Origin of the sequence: Haladaptatus sp. CMAA 1909 (genome assembly GCF_043952005.1) — an archaeon.
GTDB lineage: Archaea > Halobacteriota > Halobacteria > Halobacteriales > Haladaptataceae > Haladaptatus.
Genome location: NZ_JBIOAV010000005.1, coordinates 177,166 through 203,867 on the forward strand (window position 1 = coordinate 177,166; position 26,702 = coordinate 203,867).

The 26,702-nt window shown below is 52.6% G+C and carries 30 protein-coding genes, 1 tRNA gene and 1 pseudogene; 14 read left to right on the forward strand and 18 right to left on the reverse strand.

Annotated elements, in window-relative coordinates:
- Nucleotides 1-224 precede the first annotated feature (224 nt).
- The 3 genes from ACGYLY_RS26760 (at nucleotide 225) to ACGYLY_RS26770 (ending at nucleotide 2,379) form a co-directional block, all read left to right on the forward strand.
- Nucleotides 225-1,022 carry a helix-turn-helix transcriptional regulator gene (locus tag ACGYLY_RS26760; RefSeq protein WP_395285708.1) on the forward strand — a complete coding sequence of 266 codons (798 nt, stop codon included), beginning with the start codon at nucleotides 225-227 and terminating at the stop codon, nucleotides 1,020-1,022.
- A gap of 630 nt (nucleotides 1,023-1,652) precedes the next feature.
- The gene (locus tag ACGYLY_RS26765; protein ID WP_395285707.1) at nucleotides 1,653-1,931 is read left to right on the forward strand and encodes a helix-turn-helix transcriptional regulator; all 279 of its coding nucleotides are present in this window, start codon (nucleotides 1,653-1,655) and stop codon (nucleotides 1,929-1,931) included.
- A gap of 247 nt (nucleotides 1,932-2,178) precedes the next feature.
- Entirely contained in the window at nucleotides 2,179-2,379 is a 201-nt protein-coding gene (locus ACGYLY_RS26770) for a hypothetical protein (protein ID WP_395285834.1), read from the forward strand.
- A gap of 218 nt (nucleotides 2,380-2,597) precedes the next feature.
- On the opposite strand, the gene ACGYLY_RS26775 is transcribed toward ACGYLY_RS26770, so the two are convergent.
- From ACGYLY_RS26775 to ACGYLY_RS26790, 4 genes are all read right to left on the reverse strand, one after another.
- Complete coding sequence (locus ACGYLY_RS26775; RefSeq protein WP_395285706.1) at nucleotides 2,598-2,903, reverse strand: helix-turn-helix domain-containing protein; 306 nt, start codon at nucleotides 2,901-2,903, stop codon at nucleotides 2,598-2,600.
- 166 nt (nucleotides 2,904-3,069) lie between these two features.
- On the reverse strand, nucleotides 3,070-4,290 hold the full coding sequence (locus ACGYLY_RS26780; protein WP_395285705.1) for an MFS transporter: 1,221 nt from the start codon (nucleotides 4,288-4,290) through the stop codon (nucleotides 3,070-3,072).
- Nucleotides 4,287-4,703, reverse strand: a complete 417-nt coding sequence (locus ACGYLY_RS26785; RefSeq protein ID WP_395285704.1) for a luciferase family protein — start codon at nucleotides 4,701-4,703, stop codon at nucleotides 4,287-4,289. Before ACGYLY_RS26785 ends, ACGYLY_RS26780 begins: the two co-directional genes overlap by 4 nt.
- The gene (locus ACGYLY_RS26790; protein ID WP_395285703.1) at nucleotides 4,700-5,287 is read right to left on the reverse strand and encodes an NADPH-dependent FMN reductase; all 588 of its coding nucleotides are present in this window, start codon (nucleotides 5,285-5,287) and stop codon (nucleotides 4,700-4,702) included. The genes ACGYLY_RS26785 and ACGYLY_RS26790 overlap by 4 nt, the downstream gene beginning before the upstream one ends.
- 273 nt (nucleotides 5,288-5,560) lie before the next feature.
- Here ACGYLY_RS26790 and ACGYLY_RS26795 point away from each other — a divergent pair, with 273 nt between their 5' ends.
- Nucleotides 5,561-6,220: a helix-turn-helix domain-containing protein gene (locus tag ACGYLY_RS26795; protein ID WP_395285702.1), complete on the forward strand. Its 660-nt coding sequence runs from the start codon at nucleotides 5,561-5,563 to the stop codon at nucleotides 6,218-6,220.
- Nucleotides 6,221-6,471: 251 nt separating this feature from the next.
- Here ACGYLY_RS26795 and ACGYLY_RS26800 read toward each other — a convergent pair whose 3' ends face one another.
- The 5 genes from ACGYLY_RS26800 to tenA form a co-directional block, all read right to left on the reverse strand.
- Nucleotides 6,472-6,702: a CopG family transcriptional regulator gene (locus ACGYLY_RS26800; protein ID WP_395285701.1), complete on the reverse strand. Its 231-nt coding sequence runs from the start codon at nucleotides 6,700-6,702 to the stop codon at nucleotides 6,472-6,474.
- Between the two features lie 262 nt (nucleotides 6,703-6,964).
- A complete protein-coding gene (locus ACGYLY_RS26805; protein ID WP_395285700.1) occupies nucleotides 6,965-7,516 on the reverse strand; it encodes a hypothetical protein in 552 nt (183 codons plus the stop codon).
- Nucleotides 7,513-8,838, reverse strand: a complete 1,326-nt coding sequence (locus tag ACGYLY_RS26810; RefSeq protein ID WP_395285699.1) for a divalent metal cation transporter — start codon at nucleotides 8,836-8,838, stop codon at nucleotides 7,513-7,515. Before ACGYLY_RS26810 ends, ACGYLY_RS26805 begins: the two co-directional genes overlap by 4 nt.
- A complete protein-coding gene (locus tag ACGYLY_RS26815; RefSeq protein ID WP_395285698.1) occupies nucleotides 8,831-9,562 on the reverse strand; it encodes a TenA family protein in 732 nt (243 codons plus the stop codon). Before ACGYLY_RS26815 ends, ACGYLY_RS26810 begins: the two co-directional genes overlap by 8 nt.
- Complete coding sequence (tenA, locus tag ACGYLY_RS26820) at nucleotides 9,559-10,224, reverse strand: thiaminase II (RefSeq protein ID WP_395285697.1); 666 nt, start codon at nucleotides 10,222-10,224, stop codon at nucleotides 9,559-9,561. Before tenA ends, ACGYLY_RS26815 begins: the two co-directional genes overlap by 4 nt.
- Nucleotides 10,225-10,843: 619 nt before the next feature.
- On the opposite strand from tenA, the gene ACGYLY_RS26825 reads away from it, so the two are divergent.
- Both ACGYLY_RS26825 and ACGYLY_RS26830 read left to right on the forward strand, forming a co-directional pair.
- Nucleotides 10,844-11,092, forward strand: a complete 249-nt coding sequence (locus tag ACGYLY_RS26825) for a hypothetical protein (protein ID WP_395285696.1) — start codon at nucleotides 10,844-10,846, stop codon at nucleotides 11,090-11,092.
- Nucleotides 11,093-11,245: 153 nt separating this feature from the next.
- A pseudogene (locus ACGYLY_RS26830) lies at nucleotides 11,246-11,503 on the forward strand (DNA polymerase I); the annotation flags it as partial.
- Here the strand turns inward: ACGYLY_RS26830 and ACGYLY_RS26835 are convergent.
- Nucleotides 11,499-12,158, reverse strand: a complete 660-nt coding sequence (locus ACGYLY_RS26835; protein ID WP_395285695.1) for a dihydrofolate reductase family protein — start codon at nucleotides 12,156-12,158, stop codon at nucleotides 11,499-11,501. The pseudogene ACGYLY_RS26830 and the gene ACGYLY_RS26835 sit on opposite strands and share 5 nt — an antisense overlap.
- 413 nt (nucleotides 12,159-12,571) lie before the next feature.
- Nucleotides 12,572-12,814 carry a hypothetical protein gene (locus ACGYLY_RS26840; RefSeq protein WP_395285694.1) on the reverse strand — a complete coding sequence of 81 codons (243 nt, stop codon included), beginning with the start codon at nucleotides 12,812-12,814 and terminating at the stop codon, nucleotides 12,572-12,574.
- 30 nt (nucleotides 12,815-12,844) lie between these two features.
- On the opposite strand from ACGYLY_RS26840, the gene ACGYLY_RS26845 reads away from it, so the two are divergent.
- The 3 genes from ACGYLY_RS26845 to ACGYLY_RS26855 all read left to right on the forward strand — a co-directional run bounded on the left by ACGYLY_RS26845 (nucleotide 12,845) and on the right by ACGYLY_RS26855 (nucleotide 13,837).
- Nucleotides 12,845-13,027 (forward strand): hypothetical protein, encoded by a 183-nt coding sequence (locus tag ACGYLY_RS26845; protein ID WP_395285693.1) that lies wholly within the window; start codon nucleotides 12,845-12,847, stop codon nucleotides 13,025-13,027.
- Nucleotides 13,028-13,150: 123 nt separating this feature from the next.
- The gene (locus ACGYLY_RS26850; protein WP_395285692.1) at nucleotides 13,151-13,402 is read left to right on the forward strand and encodes an AbrB/MazE/SpoVT family DNA-binding domain-containing protein; all 252 of its coding nucleotides are present in this window, start codon (nucleotides 13,151-13,153) and stop codon (nucleotides 13,400-13,402) included.
- Nucleotides 13,403-13,837, forward strand: coding sequence for a type II toxin-antitoxin system VapC family toxin (locus tag ACGYLY_RS26855; protein WP_395285691.1), 435 nt, complete (start codon nucleotides 13,403-13,405; stop codon nucleotides 13,835-13,837).
- Nucleotides 13,838-14,851: 1,014 nt separating this feature from the next.
- Here the strand turns inward: ACGYLY_RS26855 and ACGYLY_RS26860 are convergent.
- Both ACGYLY_RS26860 and ACGYLY_RS26865 read right to left on the reverse strand, forming a co-directional pair.
- Complete coding sequence (locus ACGYLY_RS26860; protein ID WP_395285690.1) at nucleotides 14,852-15,712, reverse strand: N-acetylmuramoyl-L-alanine amidase; 861 nt, start codon at nucleotides 15,710-15,712, stop codon at nucleotides 14,852-14,854.
- A 37-nt stretch (nucleotides 15,713-15,749) separates the two neighbouring features.
- A complete protein-coding gene (locus tag ACGYLY_RS26865; protein ID WP_395285689.1) occupies nucleotides 15,750-16,550 on the reverse strand; it encodes a glucosaminidase domain-containing protein in 801 nt (266 codons plus the stop codon).
- A 276-nt stretch (nucleotides 16,551-16,826) separates the two neighbouring features.
- Between ACGYLY_RS26865 and ACGYLY_RS26870 the strand changes: the two genes are divergently transcribed.
- Complete coding sequence (locus ACGYLY_RS26870; protein WP_395285833.1) at nucleotides 16,827-17,069, forward strand: MarR family transcriptional regulator; 243 nt, start codon at nucleotides 16,827-16,829, stop codon at nucleotides 17,067-17,069.
- Nucleotides 17,070-17,177: 108 nt separating this feature from the next.
- On the opposite strand, the gene ACGYLY_RS26875 is transcribed toward ACGYLY_RS26870, so the two are convergent.
- Nucleotides 17,178-17,684 (reverse strand): heme A synthase, encoded by a 507-nt coding sequence (locus ACGYLY_RS26875; RefSeq protein WP_395285688.1) that lies wholly within the window; start codon nucleotides 17,682-17,684, stop codon nucleotides 17,178-17,180.
- A gap of 268 nt (nucleotides 17,685-17,952) precedes the next feature.
- On the opposite strand from ACGYLY_RS26875, the gene ACGYLY_RS26880 reads away from it, so the two are divergent.
- Entirely contained in the window at nucleotides 17,953-19,368 is a 1,416-nt protein-coding gene (locus tag ACGYLY_RS26880; RefSeq protein WP_395285687.1) for a hypothetical protein, read from the forward strand.
- Here the strand turns inward: ACGYLY_RS26880 and ACGYLY_RS26885 are convergent, their stop codons facing one another.
- Nucleotides 19,369-20,433, reverse strand: coding sequence for an iron transporter (locus ACGYLY_RS26885; protein WP_395291310.1), 1,065 nt, complete (start codon nucleotides 20,431-20,433; stop codon nucleotides 19,369-19,371).
- 549 nt (nucleotides 20,434-20,982) lie between these two features.
- On the opposite strand from ACGYLY_RS26885, the gene ACGYLY_RS26890 reads away from it, so the two are divergent.
- Together ACGYLY_RS26890 and ACGYLY_RS26895 are read left to right on the forward strand one after the other, a co-directional pair.
- Complete coding sequence (locus ACGYLY_RS26890) at nucleotides 20,983-22,404, forward strand: YjiH family protein (RefSeq protein ID WP_395285686.1); 1,422 nt, start codon at nucleotides 20,983-20,985, stop codon at nucleotides 22,402-22,404.
- Nucleotides 22,405-22,560: 156 nt separating this feature from the next.
- Entirely contained in the window at nucleotides 22,561-22,944 is a 384-nt protein-coding gene (locus tag ACGYLY_RS26895; protein ID WP_395291307.1) for a hypothetical protein, read from the forward strand.
- A gap of 370 nt (nucleotides 22,945-23,314) precedes the next feature.
- On the opposite strand, the gene ACGYLY_RS26900 is transcribed toward ACGYLY_RS26895, so the two are convergent.
- Nucleotides 23,315-23,440: transfer RNA gene (locus ACGYLY_RS26900), tRNA-OTHER, on the reverse strand.
- A 61-nt stretch (nucleotides 23,441-23,501) separates the two neighbouring features.
- Here ACGYLY_RS26900 and ACGYLY_RS26905 point away from each other — a divergent pair.
- On the forward strand, nucleotides 23,502-23,693 hold the full coding sequence (locus tag ACGYLY_RS26905; RefSeq protein WP_395285684.1) for a hypothetical protein: 192 nt from the start codon (nucleotides 23,502-23,504) through the stop codon (nucleotides 23,691-23,693).
- A 218-nt stretch (nucleotides 23,694-23,911) separates the two neighbouring features.
- Here the strand turns inward: ACGYLY_RS26905 and ACGYLY_RS26910 are convergent, their stop codons facing one another.
- Both ACGYLY_RS26910 and dacZ read right to left on the reverse strand, forming a co-directional pair.
- The gene (locus ACGYLY_RS26910) at nucleotides 23,912-25,306 is read right to left on the reverse strand and encodes a serine hydrolase (protein WP_395285683.1); all 1,395 of its coding nucleotides are present in this window, start codon (nucleotides 25,304-25,306) and stop codon (nucleotides 23,912-23,914) included.
- Nucleotides 25,307-25,493: 187 nt separating this feature from the next.
- A complete protein-coding gene (dacZ, locus tag ACGYLY_RS26915) occupies nucleotides 25,494-26,300 on the reverse strand; it encodes a diadenylate cyclase DacZ (protein WP_395285682.1) in 807 nt (268 codons plus the stop codon).
- Nucleotides 26,301-26,702 lie beyond the last annotated feature (402 nt).

A 26,702-nucleotide genomic window follows, 5' to 3' on the forward strand; every position in this document is an offset into this window, starting at 1 on the left:
GGTCGCGGTGGCGACTTGTCGACTCGGGCTGACTTCATCCCGTGGTACAGTATATCTGTGAGGTATCGAGGTCATTCTACTTGTTAGTAGATCGGCCATGGGGATAGTTTCTTTTAGAAAATATTTCACGTGAAGAAGGTAGTGCGCCGGGACGGAGTCCGGACAGGGGGTGCAATCGTTTCACGGTGGGAAAGCAATTTACTGGGAGGGGCCAGACATGGGGCATGGAATCCACGCTGGAGGAAGTCGAGTTCCTCGTCCGCTCGCCGAATCGCGTCGACGTCCTTCGCCTCCTCGCCGAAGATCACCAGACGCGCAATGAGCTCGCCGCCGAGACGGACGCGTCGCAGGCAACGCTTGGTCGCATCCTTACCGATTTCCAAGAGCGGTCGTGGGTACGCCAACTCGGCGCGGAGTACGTTGCGACGGGAACTGGCCGCCTCGTTGCGAGCGGCATGTCGGACCTCCTCCAGATTATAGAGACAGAAAGGGAGCTGCGAGGAATCGTCGAATACTTGCCGACACACGCGATGGATTTTGACCTTCGTCACCTCGCAGACGCGACGGTCGTCACGCCGAGCCAGACGCGACCGGATGCACCCGTGAGCCGAGTTGTCGACCTCCTCGGGGTCGGCTCGGATGTCACCGTCTTCTCGCATGCGTTTAATCACCAGAGCCTGGCGGCCGTTCACGAACGTGTTACCGCGGGCGAGCAAACGTTCCGTGGTGTCTTCTCCGAGGACGCAGTCGAAGCACTTGCCGACGATGCGACGCTTACTGGTTATCTCGTGGACCTCCTCGACGCAGAGGATGCGGCCCTCCGTGTCCGCACGGAGGACATCCCGATCGCTGTCACCACGGTAGATGATGTCGTCCATGTAATACTCCGTGACGATAGCGGCGTCCTTCAGGCATCGCTCGACACTGACGACGACGCTGTTCGCTCGTGGGCTCGTGACACCTTCGACTACTACTGGCGCACGGCTGACCCACTCAAACGCGGGGATCTCGACTCACGATGAGGTCGAGCAGTCGATTTTATGTATCATTTGTGTGCTAACGATTCCAGGTGAATGCAGCCCACGGGACTTTTATTTGTGGATCACTATTAATTAATTAGTTATTGTTGATCTAAGACACTGGCGTGGAAATCAACGAGGTTGCATTTACGTTCCAAACAGCAACCCAACGAAATCTTCAGCAGACCGCAATTGGGGATGCAGTCGACACAGCGCGACAGAATGCCACTGCTGGTGCCGCCGCTGAGGATCTGACCGTCGGTAGTGTGTGCTTGGTCGTAACTGACTCTGGCTCGCGTTTTCGTCATTTGAGGGTGGGTCAGGCATCGACGATGGATACTGACGTCTCTGGAAGTCCTAAAAGGAGCCCCAATCGAAGTTTCGGTTAGTGTCGAAGTAAAATATCGCCTTGAAGAACCCTACGACGTAATCTTCTCACCCAATCCACCTCTTGTTCGTTAGAGATACTTCTCTTCTAATAGCGTCTGTTTGGCTATGAACATTTTCTCATTTAAGCTAGACCGTGGTGACGCGTAAAGTAAATTAATAATGAGATAGATAATCAGTTCCAATCCGACAGGCGTCTCTGCCATATCAACGGTGTCTTCAGTTACTACCTACATTTGTCATCAAATGCAACAACGTGTACAAGCTCCAGACCACACAACCGATCCAGAAACAAACCCATCGACAGACGTGCTTTCCGAACTTCCACCAAGTGCAAAACTGGTTGCGAAAGTACTTGAATACAACGACGATGCGCTCACACAATCTGAACTCACCGATGAAACCCTGCTCCCAGCACGTACGGTTCGCTACGCACTCACGCGACTCGAAAACCACGATCTCGTCGACTCACGTTTCTCATTTACCGATGCCCGAAAACGCTGCTATTCTCTTACTTCCGTTTAAACGTGACTTCCAGCACCAGATGCAATTGTATATTGACATTGTTAGTAACAAATAGGGTCCGTTGATTTTGTTTTCATATATATCCTGGGAAAATTCTGTTGGATAGTAACGATCACAGATGAGGGCCTTGCATATGCAGCGAATAGACCGACTGATCGCCGACAACTATCATCTAGTAGAGAGTGGGAAACTGCTTCGACACTACTTCGAGATTGCTGAATCTCCCACATCTTCCAGAATGATCACAATGTCTGTACCACAGTCTAACTCAAACGAAATAGTTGAACAGTGCGAAAACTGTGCGGCGAAGACACCCCACAGTGTATCGGTCGAACTCGTCACGGAAAGTAACAAAAAGGAAAACGCTGCGTTCTCACGGGAACCATATCGTATCACGGTATGCACGCAGTGTGGGGCTGAAACCCGCCAACGGATGAACAACGCCTGAACAGTTTCTTCGACCATGCATCAGCCACAACAAGCGAACCAAGAGAATGCCAGTCACAATGGGCGTCGATGTCGGAATTGTGGTCCGTTTATAACGCCGGAATTCGCCCGTGTTTTCGGGAATAACGACGACGAAGTGTTCGGCTGTCTCGATTGTATGTCGGCAACAGCAGTGCGAAACGGTAAAAACTAGCAACGGAACTCAATTTTTAGAACATCCTACGAGATGAACTTCTTGATAATCTGCCCTTCACCCCGATGCAGAACGCCACTAGCCGCCGATTGACTGACTCCGAACCTTTCTGCAAGCTCGACGAGCGTACAGCCACGTGGAATGTCGTAGTAGCCGCGTTCAACCGCTTCAGTAATAAACTCTCGTTGACGCTCGGTCAAGAGTCCGCTCGCTTCGTAGATGATGGTACTGGCGGCGTCCCACGAATTCGGGAGGACGAGCGGACCAGCGGTTGTCTCTGTGTGGCGGTTCTGAAAGGTCTGTGCGAGTTCTCGTTGGGTAGTTGTATCCATGGTCGGTGTATGCTCCAATTATTCGGATCGTCCGTTTCCTTCGAAGTGTCCGTCGAATTCCCGTAGCGTGTCAGGTGTCGTTCGTGCTCCGGTTCTAGTTATGGCCAGTGTATGATGATCGCGCGTCTCTCAATCGTACTAGTCAATCGAGTGATTTCATGGTTGATCAGTGAGCTAAATCAGATTCGGTTGGTGGTATAACGTACACGGGTGCAAGAGCGAACACGATCGCTCCACCCGCTAGTAGGACCCCCACCCCAACGAAGGTCGTTCCAAGATCCAGATTGTCGCTTATTGGCTGGACCACAAGTGGTGAGAGAAACTGACCAAGGAAAAACGTGCTCGTCAGAACACTGAGCGCCCGACCGCGAACTGGTTCGGGAGTGACCGCCGCGATCCACGCATTGAGATTTGTCAGGAGAAATCCACTGCCAGTACCCGCGATCGTTAGACCAACAACAACACCGAAAACCGTCCCACTCACGCCGATTACGGTATATCCAACACTCATGAATCCAAATGTGAGCGCAACGATACCGATCACACTCAGGGATCGACGGATACGGCCATAGAGCAGTGAAGCGACCCCACCGGCTCCCGTTGACGCCGCTAATGCAGCGCCGATCACTGTGCTACTTGCTCCTGTTTGGGTTTCGAGATAGAATGGAATCTGGAGAGGAGTCATGTAGAAGATGATTTGACCAACCAACCCGAGCGCGGCGATAAGTCCGAGTGTTCCGAGTGGGAGTTGGGTGAGCGTCCGGAGGAGGTCATCGAGACTCGTCGGACGGTCCCCAGTTGGTTCTCGGTGGCTCGGCTCTGGCAACCAGAATGCCATTGCCGGGAGGAGCACTAACGCTACCGTATAGACGAGAAACGGAACCCGCCAACCGATATCGGCGAGTACACCCGCGAGCGGCAACAGAATGACGCCACCGAGGGACATGAACGCACCCTGTCGTCCGAGGATCGTATCCCGGCGGTTCTCCTCGTAGTAGTCAGTGATCAGTGCGGTCACCGTTACCATCACGCCCGCAACGGCCAGCCCCAGCACCGCTCGACCGGCGAGGATCGCTATCAACGAATCCAACACGAACCCTGAGCCACCAGCGAGTGCGTACACGACTGTCGAAACGAGGAACAACCATCGGCGGCCGTATCGATCGGCAAGCGCGCCGATAATGGGTGAACCGACTGCGATAAACAGCCCGTGCATCGTGAGGACGAGCCCAACGAGGACTTCAGCATTCGGCGTGTGTGCAAACTCTCGCTGAATCGCAGGCAGCGCTGGAGAAATTGTCGCTCCCGCCATGATGGTCAGCATACTAGCGAGCAACAACGTTCCCTGAGCGAGTCGCGGGTGCGAGAGTGTCGTCTCGCCATTCATGCAGCTCTCTCCTCGCTGAACACGTCTTCTAACGTGTCGCTCATATCCAACTCGATGAGTGCTGCGTCGATATCCACTCCATCTTCCAGAGAATACTCCTCACGTTTTCGCATCATGATTACGTGGTAGAGATAGGCGACGCGGAGGAGCCAGAGTGCTCCCTCGATGTCTTCGTTCGACTGAATGCGATAGGAAACCCATCCAGAATCGGGCATGACGTGGTGCTTTTCGGCCCGGTTCTCCTCGATAAGGACAGTCCGAATGCGCTTGGTAAACGGGATGTCGACGAGTTTACCACGGTGGATGTGGCCGATCTCTCGTCCCTCGAGGGTGAACTCGCGTCCACCCCCACGGTCGTGTGAACCGACCTCTACGCCAAGCCAGTCACCAACAGAAGACTCGATCGAATTCATACGCTAGTCTCCGGGGTTGTGCTGACAGTAGACGGGACGAACTGTTCAGCATGCTCAACAACCTGTTCCGCAAACTCCTCGAACCGATCCTCGTATGTCTTGTCAATGAGGGTGCCGTCCTCGCCGAAGGCATCACGTACGTTCGAGACGGGCAGATCGGGCCCAGGATGCGCGTTGAACTCCAGTGTGATATCGTGGAGATGGCTGAGTGCTCGAACACCACCGAATCCTCCCGCTGAGACGGTGACGTACGAAAACGCTGTATCCTCGTACTCGGGGTAGAGGTGATCGAGTAGATTCTTCAGTGTCCCTGGAATCGAATGGTTGTATTCCGGCGCGACAATGACGAGTGCCTGTGCCGCTTCCACTTTCTGACCAAACTCATCTACATCGGGATGTGGATCGTCGACTGCGTTCCGCTGGTTTCTGAACAGCGGAATCTCGTAGTTCTTCATGTCGAATAACTCGGCATCGTGGCCATTCTCACGGAACTGAGCGGTGACATAGCGAGCAGGATGGATCGAACTTCGTCCGTCTCGAATTGTTCCTTGGACAACAAGGATGTTCAGCGAGGAAGCGGTCATCGGCGTTCAGCTCCTTTTTGTAGTAGCCACTGGTGTTGGTGGTTTTCGGTCTGTTCGTGGGTGGTGGTTCGATAGTGATTTGATGACACCATGACTTGGAGAACGGAAGATAGCGCTGTGGATATTCGGGTAAATATATTCACCTTCGACAGTTGGCCTGCACTGCAGATTTGCTGACACTCCATTCTCAGGATCGAACAGAGCGCACAATCGCGATTCCGAATGTAGTCGTTTTTATCGTTTATGTTGCTTGGCGTATGACTATCATGCACGATGCCCCGCGTTCAGCTCACGTTCAACGCTGCAGCATGCCCAGACCCGCTAGCCGTGATATCGACCGAGTTACCGAACGAAGAATTTAGAATACTATCGAGCCACCCCGCGGACGATGGAATCATCGGACTTGTAGAGATCGACACACTGAAACCGGAAACTGTCATACGACATTTCGACGATACTCCGGGAATGTCGTATGAGGTGCTGTACAATAATGAACAGACAGTCGCAATTCAGTATCTGGTTCCGGAGACTGAATCAAATCAAGCCCTTCGTGCGTCGGGGATCCTGCCGCGATTCCCCGCTCACTTACAAGATGGATGGTTAACAGCTGAGCATACAGCTGCACACGAGCAGTTATCACAGTTTCCCGAAGAAATGGACGCTGCCGATATTCCGTATGAAGTTCAATCGATAACACAAGCGTACAACCCGAGTGCGTTGCTCACGGATCGACAACACGAATTTATCACCACTGCGGTCAAGCGTGGATATTACGATAATCCACGTGAGTGCACTCTCACAGAGTTAGCAAAGGAATTCGACGTGAATCCATCGGCTGCGAGCGGCGTGCTCCATCGCGCGGAAGAAACGATTATCAAAGAGTCCATCGGTGAATCGTCACTATCACCAGAAGGGAAGAGAATGTCAGAGTGACCTACTTGGGGCCAAGTCCTAGGCACTCGACCTATCCTGACCGTTCGTTTCTGTACTGAGATATGTGGAGGAGCACCTTAATCAGCCCAACAGTATGATCTCTGCAGAGGTATATAAGTAATAAATACCAATAGTTACATTTTACGGATATATTCCAATCGATGCCGTTTACTCCCGTCAGTTTGGAGGTTCCACGGCGTGACTGAATATTATCCGCCGATTGAACCATACGATCAGGGAATGGAGGTAGGTTAGAGCGGATCGTTGTACTGGTCGGCCGGATCCTGTTGCTCATCGACAGCTTGCGTAAACAGATCTTCATCCAACTCCTCATTGGATTCATCGCCGGTTTCCTGGGCCGATAACCCCAGTGAGAGAAGCTCTTCGACCGCTTGTTCTTGATTCAGAAAATCACCTTGTTCGACAAGCCGATCAATATCGCTCTTAATGCGGTCAGGCAAGGCTACCTCAAGTGTGACCATAGACACACTCTGTTCTGGAGACAAACTAACTCTCGGGTTACTTTCTCGATGCGTAGCGGTCCTGTCCCTTGGCTTCTTCTGTTCTCTACTCTTTCCGAAGGACAACCCCTCAGATCCATGGGTACAAATCCATCCACACCCGTGAAACTGACCGCACAGTAATGCACAATGAGACCGCTTCAGCCTCAATGTTGATCCTTCGAGCTGACTAGAACTGCCATACTGGGCGATCAGGCCAACTTCTGAGAGGGACCTTGTTTATCTACCTTAGTGAAATCGTTCGATCGGCCCATTCTCGAAGAATCTTGAGTGTCTCATGTTCGCGACGCGAGACTGGATCGTCTGTCCCGAGTTCAGTGCTCTCAAAAGCGTTCATCACTACGCATTCTGCGTCTGTACAATAGGTCGTGAACTTTTGAAGATCAGATCTCGCATGCTGAAACGGTATAGTGGAATCATTGACAAATACTACTCGGGGTTTGGGAGCTGCATCGAGAATTCGTTCCGCTCGTTCGGCATTATCGCTGGCGAGTGCGACCGATTCCTCATCTGTTTCGCTGTCAGTTCGAGGAGCGTGCGCATCGAGAATGGCGTACCACACCCCTGCAGGAATCGTCGTAAAGCGGTCAAGCCGGCCGCCAAGCAGGCATCCATTGCGTTCGACCTCTGGTGCAAATTCCAGAACGACAACACCCTCAATACCCTCACGTTCAATCCAAGCGTTGAGTGCCAAGGCGGTGAGCCGAGTCTTGCCGACCTGAGAGGGGCCAACAATTAGAGTTGAGCCAGTGAGTGGAAAGTTGACGTCGGTCATGTGATGGCTGCCTCCTCGTGCATATACTTCCCGATCAGCACAATTGTCGCTATTCCAATAATAATGGCGAATGCCAGAACAGCTCCAGACAATAGGTTGATGCCACCAGAAATCTGTTCACGGACGAAGTTTACCGCGAGCGATCCGGAGACAAAAAGTAATGCCAGACCTCCACTGTTGGCTAAAACCGAGTTTGGTTCAGATACCGCCTTGGAGTTCAGGAGGTACAAGACGACAACAATGGCGAATGGCGTCCCCACCGTTCCGAGTGCGAGCACAAGCGCGAGTTGCCCGATGACTTCTCCCCCAATGAATGCGCCGAGAGCGGACAGTAGGGCGACTGCGGCGAGTAGAACTCGATACCGGGAATCTTCCACCGTTGTCCCCCAGCCAAGTTTGTCTGCGACGACGAACGGCGGAACGATCGTGTTTCCACCGAGCGTTGAAACCGCCGCACCACCGAGCCCAAATAAGAAGAGCCATTTTGCACTCGACCCAACGAGTGGACCGAGTGCCTGAGCCGCACTCACGGTCGTCAGGTTGGGGTCGGTAATCACGCTGGCGGTGACAAGAAAGATTGCAATGCTGTAGATACCGAACGCAATAAGCATCGAGGTAAGGATATCGAAAGTTGCGAGGCCAAACTCACGGTCAGTCCATCCACGGGCTCGCATCGTGTATGAGTGCATTGTGATCAATGTGATATGAACCGCACCACCTAGGATGCCCGCAGCCACAACCGCACTACCAGATGGAAGTGATGGGACGAGTCCCTGAGCCGCATTCCCAGGATCAAGCGGGACGACATACAAGGACGCGACAAACGTGAGGACAACCGCTGTGATGAGGAGCTTGGCCACGAATTCAATAAAGCGATATCCTCGCCCTGCGAGACCGATAGAGAGAATTAACGCCCAGGTTAGGCCCCATATCCTGGCTTCGATTCCGGTTATTGTCGAGGAGACGGAAGCGACGGTATTCATGATAACAAGCTGTGCGACGCCAGCTGCGATCACCACGTCGATGACGAGGATCCAAGACCACCATCTTCCAAGGTACTCCTCAACGATATTGACGATTCCTTGCTCGGTAAACAGGCCCAAACGCATCGCAAGATACTGTGCGAGTGCACCGGCGACCGCGGAGAGAATCACAACCCATAGCAGCGCATAATTAAATCTCGCGCCTGCTGCGATTAGACTCGCCATCGTTGCAGGCCCTGCAGCGATTGACCCCGCAACCCACGATGGTCCCATCTCGCTTAGATAATTGCGGACCGTCCCTCCTTCGGTGGCTGTCACATCAGTTGGCGTCTCAGTCATGATTAGACGGACTGTACGCCATTTCGAAGAAGGCGACTTCGAGTGATACTGTTCGTCGGAATAGCCGTTCTATTCGTCGTTGACGGCGGAGTGATACGGCTTTTCCTTCCCGGTCTAGTTCATCTCGAAGCCATGCGACGAAGGCTCTGAATTCCTCGTTCGTATGAAGATCAATCCATTCCTCGAGATAGAACCGTGCTGGTGAATCATCTTCGACATGGGTTGCCCATTCCAAGTAGACCCATTCCGCGGGAACAAGAACTGCAAGCGTCTCGGCATAATCGCCTTCTTTCGCTGCCCGCTCTAGGAGGTCTTCGAAGACACGTGTTGTCGGTGTCAAGTTGGAATCGGCGTACTCGGTTTGGGGAACGTCCAGTGCCTCGAACGAACGTTCAAAGTAATCGTTTTCGTCGGCAGTGAGTACTCCGAGAAAGTCGACGAGTCGCGACTTCGATTCCATAGTCGGTGCATCCCCAACAGCGTGTCCAAAAACGCCAACAAGTGTCTCGACGAAGGCGTAATCTTGTACGAGATACCGCTGGAAGACGTCATCGTCGAGATTTCCGGCTCCAAGTTCACTCGTAAAGCGATGGGTTGTTGCATTTGTCCACTCGGGTTCCGCACGTTCGCGAAGCCAGTCCGTGAATCGAGGTATCTCGTACGTCTTAGTATACTCTTTGAAGGTCTCAGGAACATTCGAAATCTCAGTCTCGTAGTGAGTCATACCGACCATTTCTCCTGTTGCCAAGCGGCATCCCAGAAGTGGTATTCGTAGCGCCCAGAGGTCTGGAACAAGTCCTGATAGCGGTCGCGCTCGACCTCGTTTTTGTCCTCAGCGACGTCATCCATCAACTCCATACACCACGTCGTCAGTCCCGTAAACTCGTCGCCTGCATACATCTCGATCCACGCAGCATATCGGTCATCGTTAGGTAATCCCGCTTCTGCGAGTCGCTTTCCTGTCTCGTTGAAACCCCACATACAGGGCAGGAGAACAGCCACGAGATCGCCGAACGTTCCCGTCGTCGCGGTACGAACCAGAAAGTCGGTGTACGCTCTCGTGGTGGGCGAGGGTTCAGTACTTTCTAACTCCTCTTCTGAGATGCCGAATTCAGCTGCATACTCGCGATGTAAGTCCATCTCCGTGTTGATCGTCGAATCGAGGAGTTCAGCGAATGTGCCCATCCGTTCGAGGTTGGACGCCTTCGTTGCACCCTGCGCGAACACTCGTGCATAGTCGATTAAGTAAATGTAGTCTTGTTCGACCCAATATCTGAATGGTTCTTCGTCAAGGGTCCCGGCCCCTAACTCTTGGACCATCGGATGTTCGAGGATGGCATCCCAGATGGGGTCGGCTACTTCCTCGAGACTACTCGTAAACCTCATAGCTAGCCGTGAGCGCTGCACATCAATATAACTTGGTGATATGAGTCAGTAATTGGCGATGGTTAATTAGTCTATGAAAGTCTCTCCACCAAACAATCCACCGTCGCTGCTCAATCTCTCAGTTTCATCGATAAAGTGGCAAACGAGCTGAGAACCTTCATCCGCTAGTATCACGTCCACTAACTCTCAATATGCTCCAGCGGTGAATAGCGAAAACGATTCTGATTGACCACGGCAGAGTCGCGTCCAACTGCATCAGCCGAAGCGGAATCGAGCTATCGAGAACCTCGTTCCAGCTGTCCGTCGGATCGGTGTGGAATTCACTGCAAACGTACCGGCCAATTCGTTCGACATCAGCTCGTCTTCATCGAGAATGGGTGCACAAAATGTGGGACTCAGCGTGGCCGAATGTTCAGAGACAACGTGAGTGTCCGGTGGGTTTCTATCGGTGACATGACCCCGTCTCCACCAATAGTGGAGAGCGAGTATTCTACCCTTTGCTGTGCCGCCCCCGCACGGTGGTCACTCGGAGAGGTTGAAGTTGGCACGTTCTGTATTGGAATATTCGGAAGCGACCCTGGCTTGCCTAAGGATATCTCGGTGGTCGTGTCTACCTGCAATGAGTCATACAAGCCAAATCGAGGCCGGATGGGATGAGTATCGCCGAGCACTTCGGCCGACTGACCAGGCGATATTCGATCAACTCCTCGAGTATGCCCAGCTGCATATCGATCCCAGCACGGTTCACAAGCCCCTGTTCGTCGAGACGCCGATCCTCATTTCGATCCTGCTTGAACAACAGACCCAGATCGACGATTTGGAAGATCGACTCGATCATGTCGAGGACGACTTGAACGATCGAGGATGAGGCGATGGTGTACAAAATCGACTACGTCGACGGCGACGTGCACACCTGGTCGGTGACCGAGACGGAGGTGAGTTGCGAGATCGATGAATCGTATACGCCGACGATCTACGTGTCGGTGCATGGTGATGGCGACTTTTCGACGGCACGTGCTAGTGCCACGAAGCGATCAACGCGTTTGCACGGGAAATTCTGTTAGAGACGAAAGCAGTGCTCTAGGAGAATGGATGGCGGATTGTGCATGGCATCGTCGATAGCGTGTGGGTTACGTCGATCGAAGGCGAGGAACGGATGTCGTTGTCTGCGCTTACGAAGGAGATTTCCGAGCAGGTGGCAACTCGGCTCGAACATGAAGCCCACTATGATTGGATGGCGTTTGTCCCGTTGCGTGATTCGAATGCTAGTACAATCACTCCGCCCCATCATCCAACGCGAACGAGCCGTAATCGATCTCCCCTGCTCGGTCAAATCGGATCATCTGGACTCCCGTACTTGATGTCTCGGCAGTCGTCAGCTCAAGGGCTGCTGGAATCGTTCCATTCGCGAACAACCGCTTTCCGTCTCCCAAGACTAAGGGGAAGATCCAGAGCCAGAACTCGTCGATGAGATCGTGTGCAAGTAGGGTCTGGATCAGATCGTGGCTCCCCTGTACTATGATCACGTCCCCTCGTTCGTTCTTGAGGTCCTCGACGGCCTCGGCGACATCGTCCGAGAGGAGCGTCGAGTTGTTCCAGTCTACCGCATCGAGGGTTCTGGAGGCGACGTACTTGGGCATACTGTTCAGTTTCTCCGCCGCGGGGTCGTCCTCCGCATCGACATTGGGCCAGTGTGCAGCGAAGATCTCGTATGTTTTTCTGCCGAGCAGCAGCGCGTCAGTCTCTGTGAACTGACCGTCCATGACCTCGCCCATCTCCTCATCCCAGTAGTTGACCGACCATCCGCCATAGTCGAAGCCACCGTCACGGTCCTCGTCCGGACCACCTGGTGCCTGCATCACTCCATCGAGTGTCAAGAATGTTCCCACGACAAGTTTCCCCGTCGCCTCATTCGAGTTTGTCTCGTTCACCATAAGCACCTAAATCGTTGAGTCTAGTAAAGACCGTTCTGGCTCATCAAGTCGATGTCTGTCCGATGAATCAATCCTCCGTATCTGTCACACCCGTCTTAACAGATGACAGGAGACGATATCCAGATGCTGACTCGTCGGCTCGGAACACGTCGGCACGTTCTCATTCATGCTGTCCTTGATTGTCGCTAATGGGTGCCGTCGATTATACCGTTGTAATAGAGGGGGATCGCGAGAGCGACCCCCTCCCTTTCGCAGAAATAGACGCAGAAAAAGACGCACTCCACCGTACCCAACACACTACTACCACCATGTGTCACCGGCAATGCGGTGTGAATCTCGTGTGGTGGCGTGGTTCGAGCGGGGGGTTCTCCGAACCCCCGTGATTATAACGTTATAATCTGCTCCGTCCGGGGTTAGTTCCCTCCCGAGTTCGCTTCGTGTGCTCGCATCCACCCGGCGAGGTCGAGGTGGGCGAACGTGATTTCGATGTGGTGGCCACCGACGCCCATTGCGTCGTCTACACACAGCGTCCGTGACTCTTTGTAGGTCACGCCGGGCACCCGTTCGGCCATCTCTTCCATCACCCGATAGGCATCGTTCTTGTACGCACAGCCGTAGTGGGTTGCAACTTCTCGATAGCCTAACCGTGCAACCATCACGTTATTCGTCTTGGCAACGCTCTTCGCATGCTCGAGGACATCGAGGTACTTGTCCTCGACTTGCTGGCTCTCGGCACGCTTTTCTCAGAAATTCACGAGCTCGGTGTTCTGTTCCGAACGCTGGACCGTCTCGAAGAGCTGGCGACCTGCATTGGTTGCTTCCGCGGCGAGGTTCGGCGATCATCGTCAATACTTTCTTCGGTCTCATAATCGCGCAGGAAGTCCCGTGATATGGATGCCTGCACTCGACTATTCTTCTCTTCAGCATCGGTGAGATCGATGGTAGTGTGAGCACACACTACATTTATATCGAGCGCTCCCCTCATGGTCTGTATGAGCAGTGAGAGTGTGGATTCCGAAAGCAAAGTCTCGGGGAATCAAGCGAATATTCCCGCGCGAATTCGTCGGGAACTCGATATCGATGATGGTGATAAACTTCGTTGGCAGCTCCAAGATGACGGTACGGTTCGTATTTACGTCGTCCAACGCCGAAGTGGTACGTTTAGTGACTTCGGCGGCTACGACGGCGACGACGAGACTGACGTAACGACTGACCACGACGCCTGGGGCGTCGACGTCAACTAAATGCCACGCGCACTCATCGACACAACCGTTCTCTTCGCTGCCGCCTATCGTCGAGACAGCGCACACGACGCTGCACTCCCGATTGTACAGGATGTAGATACAGCATCACTTCCGGAGGCAGTCGTCCTTGATTACGTGCTTGCGGAGACGCTAAACGGACTGACGACGCACGCTGGGCACGACGCTGCGACGGACTTCCTTGACCGGCTAGAGGAGAACGCACGCTTCCACATTGAATTTCTGACCGCTGACTCTTTCGCCACCGCAAAAGCACTCTTTCGGCAGTATGAAAAATTCTCCTTTGTCGACGCCTGTATCGTCGCCTACATGCAGACTGAAGGACTCGGCTACCTCTATGCATTCGATGACGATTTCGATGCAGCGCAAGATGTCTATCGACTCGATACTGCAACCGATCCGTATCAGCCAGATTGACAGAGCGGACTTTTTCGCGGTTCCGAAGCGTCTAAGACACGGACGTGGACAGTCGGACTTTGCCACCAGTCGACTACGTCGCTCCGATCACAAACACGGTGGCCGGTAGGACTTCTCCCCCCTCCCGCTGGTTTCTAGCCGATAGATGCCGATACAACTACCATACTCACAAGTAGCCATACTGCGTCTGTACCGAACTGTGTCAATTCGGGACGTCCACGACCGCGGTTGTGTGGGTATTCGTGTTAGAGTTGTGTCCCTCTCGGGCGTGTTTTCGTTCCGATCGCGGTACTCTCCGGCAACCCCGTCTGTGCTCGGAGTGTCGTCCGTGTTCTCCTTCGAAACCTCACCGGGAAGATCGACGTCCGACTTAAGCACGAGCCGGGTCTCTTGGTAGCTCAGTCCGTCTTTGGACCGTTGGCGCTTGATCTTCCCGAGCCGTCCGTTCGAGAGTTCATGCATCGCGTCTATCGTCCGCCGGGCAAGTTCTTGCGAGTATTTCTTGCTCACCCCGGACTCTTTCAGGCGAATCCAATCAGCCAGCTCTGATGCGTCTAAGTAAGACCGTATCTCACCACTGCCCTTCGACCAGAGTGAGTAGCGACCGGCCTCATCGCGCTCGCGCCACGCCTTACTTGCAAGTTCGTCGGGTTTGCGATTCGTGATGGACGCAAGCATTTCGTCGTCATAGCGGGCAGGTCGGGACTACTCCGTGAGATGGCCCTGGTCGCAGAATCTCATTCCTCGAAAAGCCCTTGGTTAGTATTGAATACTAACGACGATGCGAAGAAATCGTGAGAGTCGGTGATGTTGGCGAGTGAAGAGTTATACAGATATGATATTGGATTTTATCGGGAGTTGTTGGTTCGTGCGGCAGCGAGTATGGTGTCACCGCTTGGGTGGCGAAAATCGGATATTGAGCAGGAATTGGGGCAGTATACCGAATCGAGTTTGGTGTCGTTTAATTATGACTAGAAAACAATCAAAAAATCATGATTTATGGTAAGTCGACTTTTACAACAGACTCATGAAATAATCCCACTCCCAGCCATCGCCTGGATCGTGGTGATGGTTTGCACCGCCACCAACACTTGGATTGTTCGGGTCTGGAACCTGTGCGTGGCCGATTATGCCTGCTCCATCAGCCGGATCTGCCGGCGCAACACCTGTCGGGTGGGACTTTGGAATTCCATACTCTTCGCATGCCCAACTCACGATCGAGGCAAGATTCTGATAGAGCTGGTCGGGATGGCTTTCGGCTGCGTATCCTTCATTCTCGATATTGATACCCGCTGTGTTGTAATCCCAATTTCCGGCGGTATAGGCGATGTCGTCATCACGAACCATTTGAGTCCGCTGTCCAGTGCTATTGCCGATCACGTAGTGGGCACTCACCCCGGAATTCGGGTCGTTGAACACGCTAATGCCGCCTTCATAGGACCCCTCGATTGTGTGAATGATTATCCACCGAATGTCGCTCGCTGTTCGATTTGCACTGCTATAATTGCCCGACGCAGCTTGGTCGAACGAAACCGATGGTTTGGAACCGCCGCCACCGCCACTGGTGGACGTGAGGTATTGTTCAACCGACCAACCCCAGACGTTTCGGTCAAGCCAGTGAACGCCCCACCACGTATAACCACCCTTCTCGGTGGGCCCATTCATGATCTCGCCGACTTCGCCGTCGTTCACAGTAGCAACGATGGGTTGGTCGGTTCCGGGCTGTTCGCGTGTGTTCAGTGCGGTTGTTGCTTCGACCTGCTCACCGTCACTAAACGCGCTTGCGGTGCCGGTGAGCGCTGTGGTGATGCTGATACCTGTTGCTGCGGTGCCAATCGATTTGATTGCGGATCGTCGGCTGAATTTTCGGGTCATTATGATGGTTGGGTTTTGGAAGTGTTGAGCGAACGATCTATGCCGAATCGAGGTATTGCTCGACCGACCAGCCCCAGACGTTTCGGTCGAGCCAGTGGACTCCCCACCACGTGTAACCGCCTTTCTCAGTGGGCCCGTTCATGATTTCGCCGACCTCTCCCGGGGAGATGGTCGCAACGATGGGTTGGTCGGTCCCTGGCTGCTCGCGTGTGTTCAGATTAGTTGTCGGTATGACCTGCTCACCGTCAGCAAATCCACTGCCCCCACCGCCTCCTCCGCCACCGGACGGAAGTTCAGCAGCGATATCGTTCATGATACTCGCGATTTTCTCCGCCCACCGATCGTCCGTCGCATAGTGGACGTTCATTCCCCTGAGTGTCGAGCCTTCGTAGTAGGTTCCGTCCGGGGAGAGATACTCCTGATCGACGTACGCCATCACTTCACGGACACACTGTTCGAATGAGGCGTATCCATCGGCACACTCTGCCGGACAGATATCGCGTGCGTCGAAGCCGTAGATGTTGTTTTTCTCTTGTGCGATGTTGCTTCGGCCCCACGCTGATTCGAGGGCAGCGTGGGCTGCCATGTACACCGCGTTGATGTTCCGCGTGTTCTGAACATCAACCCAGGTGTCACCCAGACCGACGAGCGGACTGCCTGGTGATATCGAGTCGACTGCCGAATCGAGCTGACTGCCCGAGATTCCAACGGTCTGTCGGAGGTCGCTGTCGATTGTATAGGACGCCGCCGTGGTTGTCCCAGTGAGCGCCACACCGCTGATCGTGGTGAGCCCAGCGATACTCGCACCTTTCAAGAACCGCCGTCGATTGGGGTTCATGATCCAATCAAATGTCGACAGCAGAAATTAATTAAATTAACGGCTAAATTAAATATAGTAGAGTAGATTTGTATATAGATATATTTCTAGTTCCAAAAATTATGTATTATATAACTTTATTATGTATTTTTAAGGCTTGTTGGTTATGGGTGATCAGAGGAAATGGCCACGATTGTTTCACTATGTGGCCTGTCGATTCGACGGACTATTGCCCATAGTAGTTTGAGCACTCATACAGTGACTTGTTTCGAAGCCTCATCGCGAGATAGCCCCTCTCTGTCGCGTTCGTCTGCTCTTGAGAAGCTAACGGAACTCACACCGAGTGCTAAACTGGTTGCAAAGGTACTTCAGCACAATGATCTGCTGACTCAGCCCGAACTTGCAGAGGCAACGCTCCTTCCACAACGAACCATCCGCTCGGCGTTAACCCAGCTGCAAGAGCAAAATCTCGTCGACTCACAACCGTCTGTGATTGATGCACGCAAACAGTGCTATCGGCTGACTTTTGAGTGGGAGTGAAATTCCAATTCTTGGTCTTCCCTTCTGTCGCAATTGTAGAACCGGCGTTTCCGATACGATTCCCGCCGATAGTACGACTCGTTTCTTCTATCCCTACAGTAGCCGTGATTATACCGTTGTAATAGAGGGGATCGCTCTCGCGATCCCCTCCATTTCGCAGAAAATGACGCAGAAAACGACGCACTCCACCGTAACCAATCGATTACTACCACCATGTGTCACTGGCAATGCGGTGTAACTCTCGTGTGATGGCTTGATCCAAGAGGAGGTCGATGGCATCTCACGTCGCCACGCGGTAATTGCTGTACCAAGAATAAGTAGCCCGACGACCATCGCGACACCACGATGGGCCCATTCGGCGAAGATTTGGCCTGCCGTGTATGGTGATGCAGCGACGATTTCGGGGTGAAAGAATGGGATAAGAGTCCCGTAACACATCGGCCAATCGGGGCACGAAAGCCCAGCGCCGATGGCACTCGTGTATGCACCGAGAAGCATGAGAACGTACGTACTTACGAGTGTGACACCTGCCAAATAACGATACTGGAGATCTGACCCAAAGCGACGCTCGGACAACTGATTGGTGTTGGTTGCCGCTGGCGATTCGTTACTCATTGTATATTTCCATACCGGTGCGGTCCCACGAAGTTGAGCCTATTCCGAAACGTAATCGATATCGCGGTATCAGGGTCTGACCGAGATGAAATGCCATTGGGCGAGATTGCCACGGTTTGACTAAGGGTATTCTGGTGCAATCCTCGAATATCGTGAATCTCGACTGCTCTAGCACGTATTCGATCAAATTTCTCCTACCGAGGAACTCTCCTGTGTCGCGGTTCCTTCGACAACTACAATTGGCATGCTTTCGAACTCTCAATATTCGATGCCCTCCAGTAAACCTCCGCGGAATGCGTTCGGCCGATCGCTCGTAATCGCCGTCCTTGGAACGCTTTTGGCAGGTATCTTCATCGACGTAGTCGCTGCGAGCAATGGGGCTGTGGCGCTCTCGGACGCCTCAAACCGAACGCTCGCGGTACCACAGTGGTTATATTTAGCAACTGGCGGTGCGGCAATCGGTGCATCTGCCATCCTCGCCAGCGTTGTCACTAGTAGAACGTTCGTCCGGTCGATTCATGACTGGCGAAAACTGCTCCCAATGCGCGTTCCACTCAAGAGAGCCCTCTCCTACCTCGCTCAGTTCATCGGAATTCTCGCCCTCGCTATCATCATTTATACTGGATTTGTCGGACCACAGATTCCAACCGTGAACGTCGCCGTCATTCTCGTATTCGCAGGTGTCCGTGCCGGGCTAACGATGGTCGTCTACACGGTCGGAAACGTTTGGCCAGCGATGAACCCATGGCGCACGATTTCACGGCGTCTACCAACTCTCGATCGTCAGTATCCCACTACCCTTGACCGGTGGCCCGCTGTCGTCGGCTTACTGATGCTCGTATGGCTCGAAACGGTCACTCCTGTCAACAAGGATCCGACACTGCTCGCGATGGCTATCTGTGTTTACTCTGTGATTACGATCAGTGGTGCAGTCGTTTTTACGCCGGACTCATGGTTCTCGAACGTTGATCCGTTGTCCGTTACGTTCCATTTCTACGGTCAGGTTGCACCACTTCGATGGTCAGAGGGCGGCGTGACGCTTCGTCCACCCGGATTCGACCTTCCTGATTCCGACTCCGTCGCAAGTAATGCTGATGTTGCATTCGTGATCGCGCTGATCTGGGAACTCACCTTCAGTGGATTCGTCACGACGACATCTGGTGTTGCCTTCGTCACTGCTATCGTTGACCTCGGGATTCCATCTATTCTCGTTTATGGGCTACTCTTCGTTCTTGGATACGCGCTCTTTCTCGGAGCGTTTTGGCTCGCAGCATACGTTGCCCGAAATACGGCCAGCACCTACCTCACACCTCGAACGATCGCCCTCCGGTTCGCACCGCCGCTGCTCGCCATCGCTGTCGGCTATCATCTTGCTCACTACTTCGGGTTCTTCGTCTCGCTGCTCCCATCGCTCATTCCTGCGATCGCCTCACCGCTTTCTCCGCCAGCAAATCCAATTGTCCTGACTCTCCCCGGTTGGTTCGGCGGGCTGACCATCGCATTCATCCTGGTCGGCCATCTGCTTGCCGTTTGGCTCGCGCATTCACAGGCCTATGCAACGTTTCCGAGCCGCCTACAAGCTATTCGAAGTCAGTACGCGTTCATTCTCGTAATGATCTGCTATACTGTTATCAGCTTGTGGCTCATCTCGCTCCCGACGGCCAGTCCAGCCTTCGTGTCCTGATTAGACCGTGAACTCCATTGGTGGCATCTCCATGAATGCCGTCTCGTACCCATCGTGCCGGGCGAGTTGTGGTGGCGAATCGACCACGATTCGAAGTGTATCGCCGGACCGTATGTCGTCTATCGGAGTGCCATAATGAGTATCGAGTGCCGGGTCAAGTGTCGGCGTGAGCGTCCCTTTCGAAACCGTCGTTCCATTTCGGACGTGCTTCATGGATAATGACATCCGTGGAAGCACGATCTGATTGTACGGAGTTCTCGGCGAAACAGCGAGATACGACTCCCCAGTGTCGGTAAATCGGTTCGGTCCGTCGACCACTGCAACGACGAACTCCGCGTCACCGGACGAATTCGTTCCGACATGTGACCCCAGCATGGACTTCGGAGACGGGGCTCGGCCCATTGGTGCTTTCATCGCCATCGGCTCAAGAGCGTCACGGTTTCCCCCCTTCTCCTCGAACTCACGGTATTCGACGTCGTAAATCTGATCAGTGTTAAATTCGAAGTCGATGGTCGTGGACGCTTCGTCCGGTAATCGGGATGCAATCGAACCAGTTCGGCGTACACCTATCGATCCGACCGTGATCGTCGCGCTGTAGGAACCGTTGCCGTCCAGACTCACATTATCCCCGTAGTGGAATCCCATATTCTGAGAGATCATCGGCCACGGTGCCCGAGAATCGACTGTTTTCCCTCCTTTTGTAATGGTGAGCTGGATATCCGCTGGAATGACTATCCCTGTTTTCACGTCCCATGTGGAAACCATCATGTGAAGCGTGTCATCGGGCTGAACGACTACCTTGTTACTCGATTGTCCGCTAACGTTCCAAAACCGATGTGGATACGAGTACATCAATGCAAAGCGATACTCTCCATCTTTACCCGTCCCATACATTTCCATTCCCTCCATGTACGCGGGATAGTAGACTGCAGCAGGACGATTCTTGACGATCGGAGGGTCGCGCCAGGCTGACTGTCGTTGGAACCCGAGTGAATCAAGACAACCAGTCACCATTGCTCCTCCCGCAAGTGCTGTCCCTGTCCGGAGGAACGTTCGACGGTCCATTGAATGGAGAGTTGCGCCAGTAGTTGAATGAGAGTATTGGTTCAGTAGTCGAATCAACCTTCGTGGTCGACAGTGAACGGTGTGAGCTCGACTTCAATCACGGATTCCCGACCACAGACGCGGTGGCCGGTACCAGTTCTCCCCCTCCCACTGGTTTGTAGTCGATCGACGCTGATACAACTGCCGTACTCATGAGTAGCCATACGGCGTCTGTCCCGAACTGTGTCACTTCGGGACGTCCATGACCGCGTTCGTGGTGGTGTTCGTGTTAGATTTGTGTCCCTCTCGGGCGTGTTTTCGTCCCGACCACGCTACTCTCTGGCAACCCCGTCTGTGGTGAGATTGTTGTTTGCGTTCCTGTTCGTAACTTCTTCGTGAAGCACGACATTCCATTTGAGAAACGAGACTGTGTCTCTGATCGTGTCATATTTGACGCTTTGCCATCGAGTGGTGTGTCGAGATGGGGTCTTTCAAGATTTAATCAATTATAAAAATATACCTCCTTGAGGAGGGTGCTTTAATAATTGCTGCCATGAGAATAGATAACTAATGGCGTCCGAAGAAAGCACGCTTTACACGACCAACACGGAACTCTCCCAGAGAAGTATCGACGATATCGATATTGATGACATCGCAATGCAACCAGTTCTGAAGTTTGTCATCGCATTTCTTATCGGTGGTGTCTTTTTTCTCCTTCCGATTCCATACCACGGAGAAATCACCGTTCCTTTCGATATCGCCGTCAGTTTCATCACCGATACGTTCCCGACTGCGGTTGGGATTTATTCGCTGGTTATTATCGTCACTGGCGGTGTCCTAACGACGCTCGCAATGCTTGGTGACGGTACATTTTCGAGCTATGACCTCTCGTACTTCGAGACGTCAAACGTCTTTTGGGGACTTCGGATCGCTGGACTCATTCTGGCACCGATCATGTTCTTCAAACTTGGTCCTGAGATGCTTCATACGGCTGGAACCGGCGGTTTGATGTGGGGTTCATTAGTGTATAGCGTCGGAGTTATCATCCCAATTGGTGCCATCTTCATCACCATCTTCGTCGAACTCGGTGGTCTCGAGTTCGTTGGTACGCTCTCACGCCCGGTGATGAAGCCACTGTTTAAGGTGCCCGGTAGAGCAGCACTCGACAGTCTCGCTTCGTGGGTCGGTTCCTACAGTGTTGGTCTCTACGTCACCCGGAACGTCTTCGAGAACGGTGGCTATCATAAGCGCGATGTCTTTACGATTGCCACCTGTTTCTCAACCGTCTCTATCGGATTCGTCGGCATCGTTGCCACGACGCTCAAGATACTCCCGTTGTTTCCACTCATCTTCGGTGCCTACTTCTTCTGTGTCGTCGTCGCTGCTATCATTCTGGTTCGGCTACCGCCTATTGCAACTACGTCGAAAGAGTATATTGCAGAACCCGATCCCGAACTCCCGTTCACTGGGTCACTCGGCGACTATCTTCGACTCGCGGTCAGTGAAGCTACCAAAAAAGCGAGAGACGGTGATACGTTCGCACAAGCTGCGAAACGTGGATTCGTTGATGGCTTGAAACTCACGACACTCATACTCGGGACCATTCTCGCGGTTGGATTGGCCGCGACGATGTTATCTGCCTACACGCCCGTGTTCGATATCCTCGGCAAACCACTCATCCCGATCATCGCAGCGTTGGGGATCCCCAATGCAGAGGCTGTCGCTCCCGCTACGATTGTCGGTATCACTGAAATGTACGTACCGGTACTCTTAGTGACCGAAACTGCTACGAAAGCAAAGTTCTTTGTCGCTGTGCTCGCCGTCTCACAGCTGATTTTTTTCTCGAGTGTTGGGCCAATGATTATGGATATGTTCAATGATATTCCGATTCAATTCCGTGATCTCGTTGCCTTGTTCATTATGCGAACGATCATCCTCGTTCCTCTCATCGCTGGAATCACTCATCTCTTAGCTGCATTCGGAATACTCTAGTCTTCGGAGGAAATCGGACGATTTTCGCGTCCTGTTTGGTATGCACTTGCTTTTATTCGGAGTATTTGTCGCACATCCTTGAGAGTACAACTCAAGTAACTCCGAGTCCCGTCCGTTTCCCGGGGTTCATCATGATGGATATCTAATTATACAATCATGCTCCGCATGCTCCTCTCGGCAATCGGCATCATTGAACTACTTTCGCCAGAAGCACTCATCAACCGTACCGAACAGCTTGCACTCGATAATCCGGATGACTGTGAATTGCGGTCGTGGGTTGTTCCTGGTGCGCGGATTGAAGCACTCTTTATCTTAGTTTCTGTGTGGCGAAGCGACCACTCGTATTCTACATTCAAGCGCTTTCTGGGTGTGATCGGCCTGTTTGCCTTGGTGTTCCCACGTGCCTATGTTGATTATGGAACCCAGCTTGCGTATACCGATGCCAGCGACTGCCGATGGAAACCGTGGGTGTACGTCGGGACCCGGTTGGTCGGACTGGTGTACGTGATCATCGCTTTCGACGAACTACGGAACGACTGATCTGAATTGGGCCTATGTGCTGCTCTGTTGCTGGAACCACCGAGCGATTTGCCGACTGAACGCATCGTATACTTCTAAAACAAGGTGCTACGAATAATCTACAAGCTTGATTCGCTCGAGTTTCCCTCCACACTTCGGACAAACTATATATGAATTTGCCGCTGAAGTTGTTTCACCACAGAGAATACATCTATAGAGAAGTTCACCTGTCGCCGACGTCCGGTACTGCTTGATCGGCGATTCAAATGTGTGCATGTTCGTTCCTCCGGAGTAAGGGGTTCAATACACCATCCATAATAATTATTGGCTAGAGATTGGCTGGCTGTAATTACTTACTTGCTGTCTTGATGGCGGGTTAATGGGGACAGATTGGGTGTACGAGGATTTGAACCCCGGGCTGCCCGGTTCTACGATACGTCGCTTGGGTACTACCATGGTTTCACGTTTTCCCACTACTGAACACACCGTGCGTTCTGCCAGACTGAACTACACACCCGATTCGATACCTGTAGGCATCCTACAACCGTGTTGTTTTTCTCAGTTCCGATACCGACCACATGATTCCTACCGGAAAACGGGAAAGCGATATCGAACTGCTGGCTCGTCTGCTCGGATTCATTCAGCATGTCTTACTTCGCTTCTCTCTGCCACTCGATGGCTGCCTGCGCTTCGAGTTCCTCGATTTATTTGTCTTTCCCGGCGGCTTCCTGTTCGAGGTCGTCGATAGTACTCGCAACGATTGGTTATGAGTGGACAATGGAGGGAGCTCAAGGAGAGACCGAAATCTCGTATGGTCCAAAGATCACGATGCAGACGGAGAACGGGTTACCAATGCTGCTTATGACTCGGTAATTGGAATATCGCCACAGTCCATACTCAACTACGCTTCGGAGACCATGTCTATTGTTTGCTCGTCTAACAATCGAGAGCGAACAGTGATTGTCCTCTTTTATCCTTGGTATCCTCGTTACTGTTTATCGAGTTGCCACCGCTGAAACAGCATTCTCACTTCTTCGTCGTCGACGTGGAACTCTACTGGCACTCGCTTTCCAGTATCCGTGATAAACGAGTAGCGGTGGTCATCCGGCTGCAGTCGCTCGGGATAGACGTAGTGTTCGGCTGACCACCCTGGATCATCAAACGAAATGTGAAGGCCACCACTCTTCTTCGAGACGGTCGCCGTCCGAATATCGTGATACGATGCGTATTCTCCGAGCAGCGGTTCTGCTTTCTGCTCAAGCATATACGTTGACACCACTGCCGTTGGCGATTCACCCTGTACAATGGCGAGAAGCGCCTTGCCTAAATCCGATGGGCGTTTCTCGGGAGCAGTGTTGCACAGTGTTACGACACCGATTCCAGCACCAGCTAAATAGCCAAACCATGCTGTCGTCGTTCCCATCATTCCGCCGTGATTGACGAGTGTGTCATCGAGAAACTCCTCGACGGCTACGCCATAGCCGTAGCCCTGTTCGCGTTCGTCGAGATATTCCTCACGCGTTGCATACGGCTTAGTCATCGTCTCTATCGATGCTGATGAGAGAACCTCTCGATCGTCGAATGTTCCATCACGGAGGTACATCTGGAGATAGTTTGCCATCTCCGTGACCGAACTAATCATTCCACCCGCAGCGTAGAGTCGTTCGTCGAATGCCAGCTTGCCCTCCACGGCCGTTCCATCCTCCTGGTTGTATGGCGTCATTCGATTTTCTACTGCCTCGAAGTCTACTTTGGAAAACAACGACTGGGTCATCGCCAGTGGTTCGAGAATTTGGTCGCGAATGTACTTTGCATAGGGTTGCTCGCTGACTGCTTCGACGACTTTGCCGAGGAGATAATAGCCCGTATTATAGTAGAAAAATCGGTCACGATCAGTCAGTCGTTCATCGACAGATCTTTCGATATGTCGTCGAAAATCGTCATCACTACTTAATGGCTGATTTGGGTCCTGCTCACTGCGGCCTGTGAGTCGTGTGATGAGGGCTGAAAGACTGCCATCGCTGGGCATTCCCGACGAATGGGTGAGCAACTCATGGATCGTGATTGGATTCGCGTCGACGTCACGGAGGTGTGGACAATAGTCGTCGACGGGATCGTCAACTGAGAGCTGACCGTCCTCGGCGAGTTGCATTATTGCTACGGAGGTGATTGACTTGGTACACGAACCGATACCATAGAGCGTCTCTGGCGTCGCTGGTGCGTTTGATTCCAGCTTCCGTGCCCCAAACCCGTCGGTGTAGAGGATGTCGTTGTCGTCGACAATCGCTACACTTACCCCAGGAACACCTTCGTCACGGACCCACTTACTCACGAATGATTCGGCGTCGCGAGTGATCTCTGCTGACAGGGAATTGCTTGCCATTGTCTAGTATGGTGGTAGTGATTATGTATACCATTAGCTCGGATCAAACTACGTCGATACAAATGGTTCCATCTGATTTCGTGCTAGCTCTCGGCGCGATTTTCACGGAAGTTGACAAGCTCGATGTTCTGTTCCGAACGCTGGATTGTCTCGGATATTCTTAAAGCACCATCGTGACCCGTGAATATCAGTAGTGGTTCGGATCGATGTTGAAGATCGAATCTCCATTTTTGAAACCCCGGACGCGACTATCTCCCTCACTCAAAACGATCGTGACCGCCTCTGTTTCATCTGTAATCGCGGCTGCTGCGTTGTGCCGTGTTCCAAGTCCTTTTGGAATATCGAGAGTGTCGATAGACGGTTCGAGATACTGATACGCGCTCACAATTTTCCCCGCATCAGAAATAACAAACGCACCGTCGAGGCGTGAGAATTCCTTCAACATCACACTGACAATTGGGTCGCCAGCATGAACGTGAGACTGATCGAAAGGATTGTAGGAGAGTGATCGAGACGAATTCATCACAGTGCCTGCATCGCCGATCGAAAACAGTGCTCCGACCGGTTTTCCTTTCTGACCACTTTTCCCTAATCCAATCGCTAACTCAAGTATGGCCTTTATCTCCGATTGTTCTGCCCGCGAGTGATAAAAGAAATCATAGAGTTTACTTGTCTCGCTTCGATCAACGTCGATCCGTGTAACTGAGTCAATGCTATCGCTAAAGAGCTGTGCAGCACAAATCACGGTTTCACTGTCAGTAATAAATTCGTGATCTAGCGCACCAGTTACCCCAAAACGAAAGAGTTCGGACGCGTCTTGAAATTCTATTGGGAGCTCGAAAAACTGTTCTTCGTCAACGCTGTTCTCGATCCCTACAACGACGGTATTGACGTCGCTTTTCCATTTGTTATATTGAGACTTGCTTGGATTAAACAAAAGAGTAGTCTCAACATCGGCTATGATGTCCTTGCACAAGTCTTGTAACTGATCCATTGTGTAACGGTGTGCCTCTATGTTCAGTTAGTGTTCATTCCCTTAGATTCCTCCGTCTATCAAATCAGTGTCTAGTTGTTCCCGACAATCCAGCAATTGACGCTTGGGAGTATGCATCTTGAAACCTGAGGACCGTCTCGGACGGCCTGAAATCCCGTGGTGGGATTTCCGCGTTGACGAGACGCGTTGCGTCTCGTTCGCACACCAGAAGTCTTCGACTTCTGGGGACGCCTATAGTTGATGGGGAGGAAGGTCGCTTTGACACGGCTCCACGCGCTGTAACGCACACCGTCGGTCATAATTCGGTGGCTACCGTTGACGTTCCACGCGAAAGCGTCCTTGAGAACCGAGGAAACGCGCAACCTCAATATCCTCTTTGAGGAATCCTCGCGCTTTAGCGCG

Bases quoted from the DNA above. Each gene is read 5' to 3' on its own strand.
- ACGYLY_RS26910 (WP_395285683.1), bottom strand. From the start codon at position 25,306: ATGGCAAGCAATTCCCTGTCAGCAGAGATCACTCGCGACGCCGAATCA.
- ACGYLY_RS26780 (WP_395285705.1), bottom strand. From the start codon at position 4,290: ATGAATGGCGAGACGACACTCTCGCACCCGCGACTCGCTCAGGGAACG.
- ACGYLY_RS26835 (WP_395285695.1), bottom strand. From the start codon at position 12,158: ATGGTGAACGAGACAAACTCGAATGAGGCGACGGGGAAACTTGTCGTG.
- ACGYLY_RS26890 (WP_395285686.1), top strand. From the start codon at position 20,983: ATGGCGTCCGAAGAAAGCACGCTTTACACGACCAACACGGAACTCTCC.
- ACGYLY_RS26790 (WP_395285703.1), bottom strand. From the start codon at position 5,287: ATGACCGCTTCCTCGCTGAACATCCTTGTTGTCCAAGGAACAATTCGA.
- ACGYLY_RS26810 (WP_395285699.1), bottom strand. From the start codon at position 8,838: ATGACTGAGACGCCAACTGATGTGACAGCCACCGAAGGAGGGACGGTC.
- ACGYLY_RS26860 (WP_395285690.1), bottom strand. From the start codon at position 15,712: ATGACCCGAAAATTCAGCCGACGATCCGCAATCAAATCGATTGGCACC.
- ACGYLY_RS26815 (WP_395285698.1), bottom strand. From the start codon at position 9,562: ATGACTCACTACGAGACTGAGATTTCGAATGTTCCTGAGACCTTCAAA.
- ACGYLY_RS26775 (WP_395285706.1), bottom strand. From the start codon at position 2,903: ATGGATACAACTACCCAACGAGAACTCGCACAGACCTTTCAGAACCGC.
- ACGYLY_RS26800 (WP_395285701.1), bottom strand. From the start codon at position 6,702: ATGGTCACACTTGAGGTAGCCTTGCCTGACCGCATTAAGAGCGATATT.
- ACGYLY_RS26770 (WP_395285834.1), top strand. From the start codon at position 2,179: ATGTCTGTACCACAGTCTAACTCAAACGAAATAGTTGAACAGTGCGAA.
- ACGYLY_RS26840 (WP_395285694.1), bottom strand. From the start codon at position 12,814: ATGGTTGCACGGTTAGGCTATCGAGAAGTTGCAACCCACTACGGCTGT.
- dacZ (WP_395285682.1), bottom strand. From the start codon at position 26,300: ATGGATCAGTTACAAGACTTGTGCAAGGACATCATAGCCGATGTTGAG.
- ACGYLY_RS26905 (WP_395285684.1), top strand. From the start codon at position 23,502: ATGATTCCTACCGGAAAACGGGAAAGCGATATCGAACTGCTGGCTCGT.
- tenA (WP_395285697.1), bottom strand. From the start codon at position 10,224: ATGAGGTTTACGAGTAGTCTCGAGGAAGTAGCCGACCCCATCTGGGAT.
- ACGYLY_RS26865 (WP_395285689.1), bottom strand. From the start codon at position 16,550: ATGAACCCCAATCGACGGCGGTTCTTGAAAGGTGCGAGTATCGCTGGG.
- ACGYLY_RS26760 (WP_395285708.1), top strand. From the start codon at position 225: ATGGAATCCACGCTGGAGGAAGTCGAGTTCCTCGTCCGCTCGCCGAAT.
- ACGYLY_RS26805 (WP_395285700.1), bottom strand. From the start codon at position 7,516: ATGACCGACGTCAACTTTCCACTCACTGGCTCAACTCTAATTGTTGGC.
- ACGYLY_RS26845 (WP_395285693.1), top strand. From the start codon at position 12,845: ATGCTCGAGGACATCGAGGTACTTGTCCTCGACTTGCTGGCTCTCGGC.
- ACGYLY_RS26875 (WP_395285688.1), bottom strand. From the start codon at position 17,684: ATGAGTAACGAATCGCCAGCGGCAACCAACACCAATCAGTTGTCCGAG.
- ACGYLY_RS26785 (WP_395285704.1), bottom strand. From the start codon at position 4,703: ATGAATTCGATCGAGTCTTCTGTTGGTGACTGGCTTGGCGTAGAGGTC.
- ACGYLY_RS26895 (WP_395291307.1), top strand. From the start codon at position 22,561: ATGCTCCGCATGCTCCTCTCGGCAATCGGCATCATTGAACTACTTTCG.
- ACGYLY_RS26850 (WP_395285692.1), top strand. From the start codon at position 13,151: ATGAGCAGTGAGAGTGTGGATTCCGAAAGCAAAGTCTCGGGGAATCAA.
- ACGYLY_RS26765 (WP_395285707.1), top strand. From the start codon at position 1,653: ATGCAACAACGTGTACAAGCTCCAGACCACACAACCGATCCAGAAACA.
- ACGYLY_RS26880 (WP_395285687.1), top strand. From the start codon at position 17,953: ATGCCCTCCAGTAAACCTCCGCGGAATGCGTTCGGCCGATCGCTCGTA.
- ACGYLY_RS26885 (WP_395291310.1), bottom strand. From the start codon at position 20,433: ATGGACCGTCGAACGTTCCTCCGGACAGGGACAGCACTTGCGGGAGGA.
- ACGYLY_RS26855 (WP_395285691.1), top strand. From the start codon at position 13,403: ATGCCACGCGCACTCATCGACACAACCGTTCTCTTCGCTGCCGCCTAT.
- ACGYLY_RS26825 (WP_395285696.1), top strand. From the start codon at position 10,844: ATGAGTCATACAAGCCAAATCGAGGCCGGATGGGATGAGTATCGCCGA.
- ACGYLY_RS26795 (WP_395285702.1), top strand. From the start codon at position 5,561: ATGCCCCGCGTTCAGCTCACGTTCAACGCTGCAGCATGCCCAGACCCG.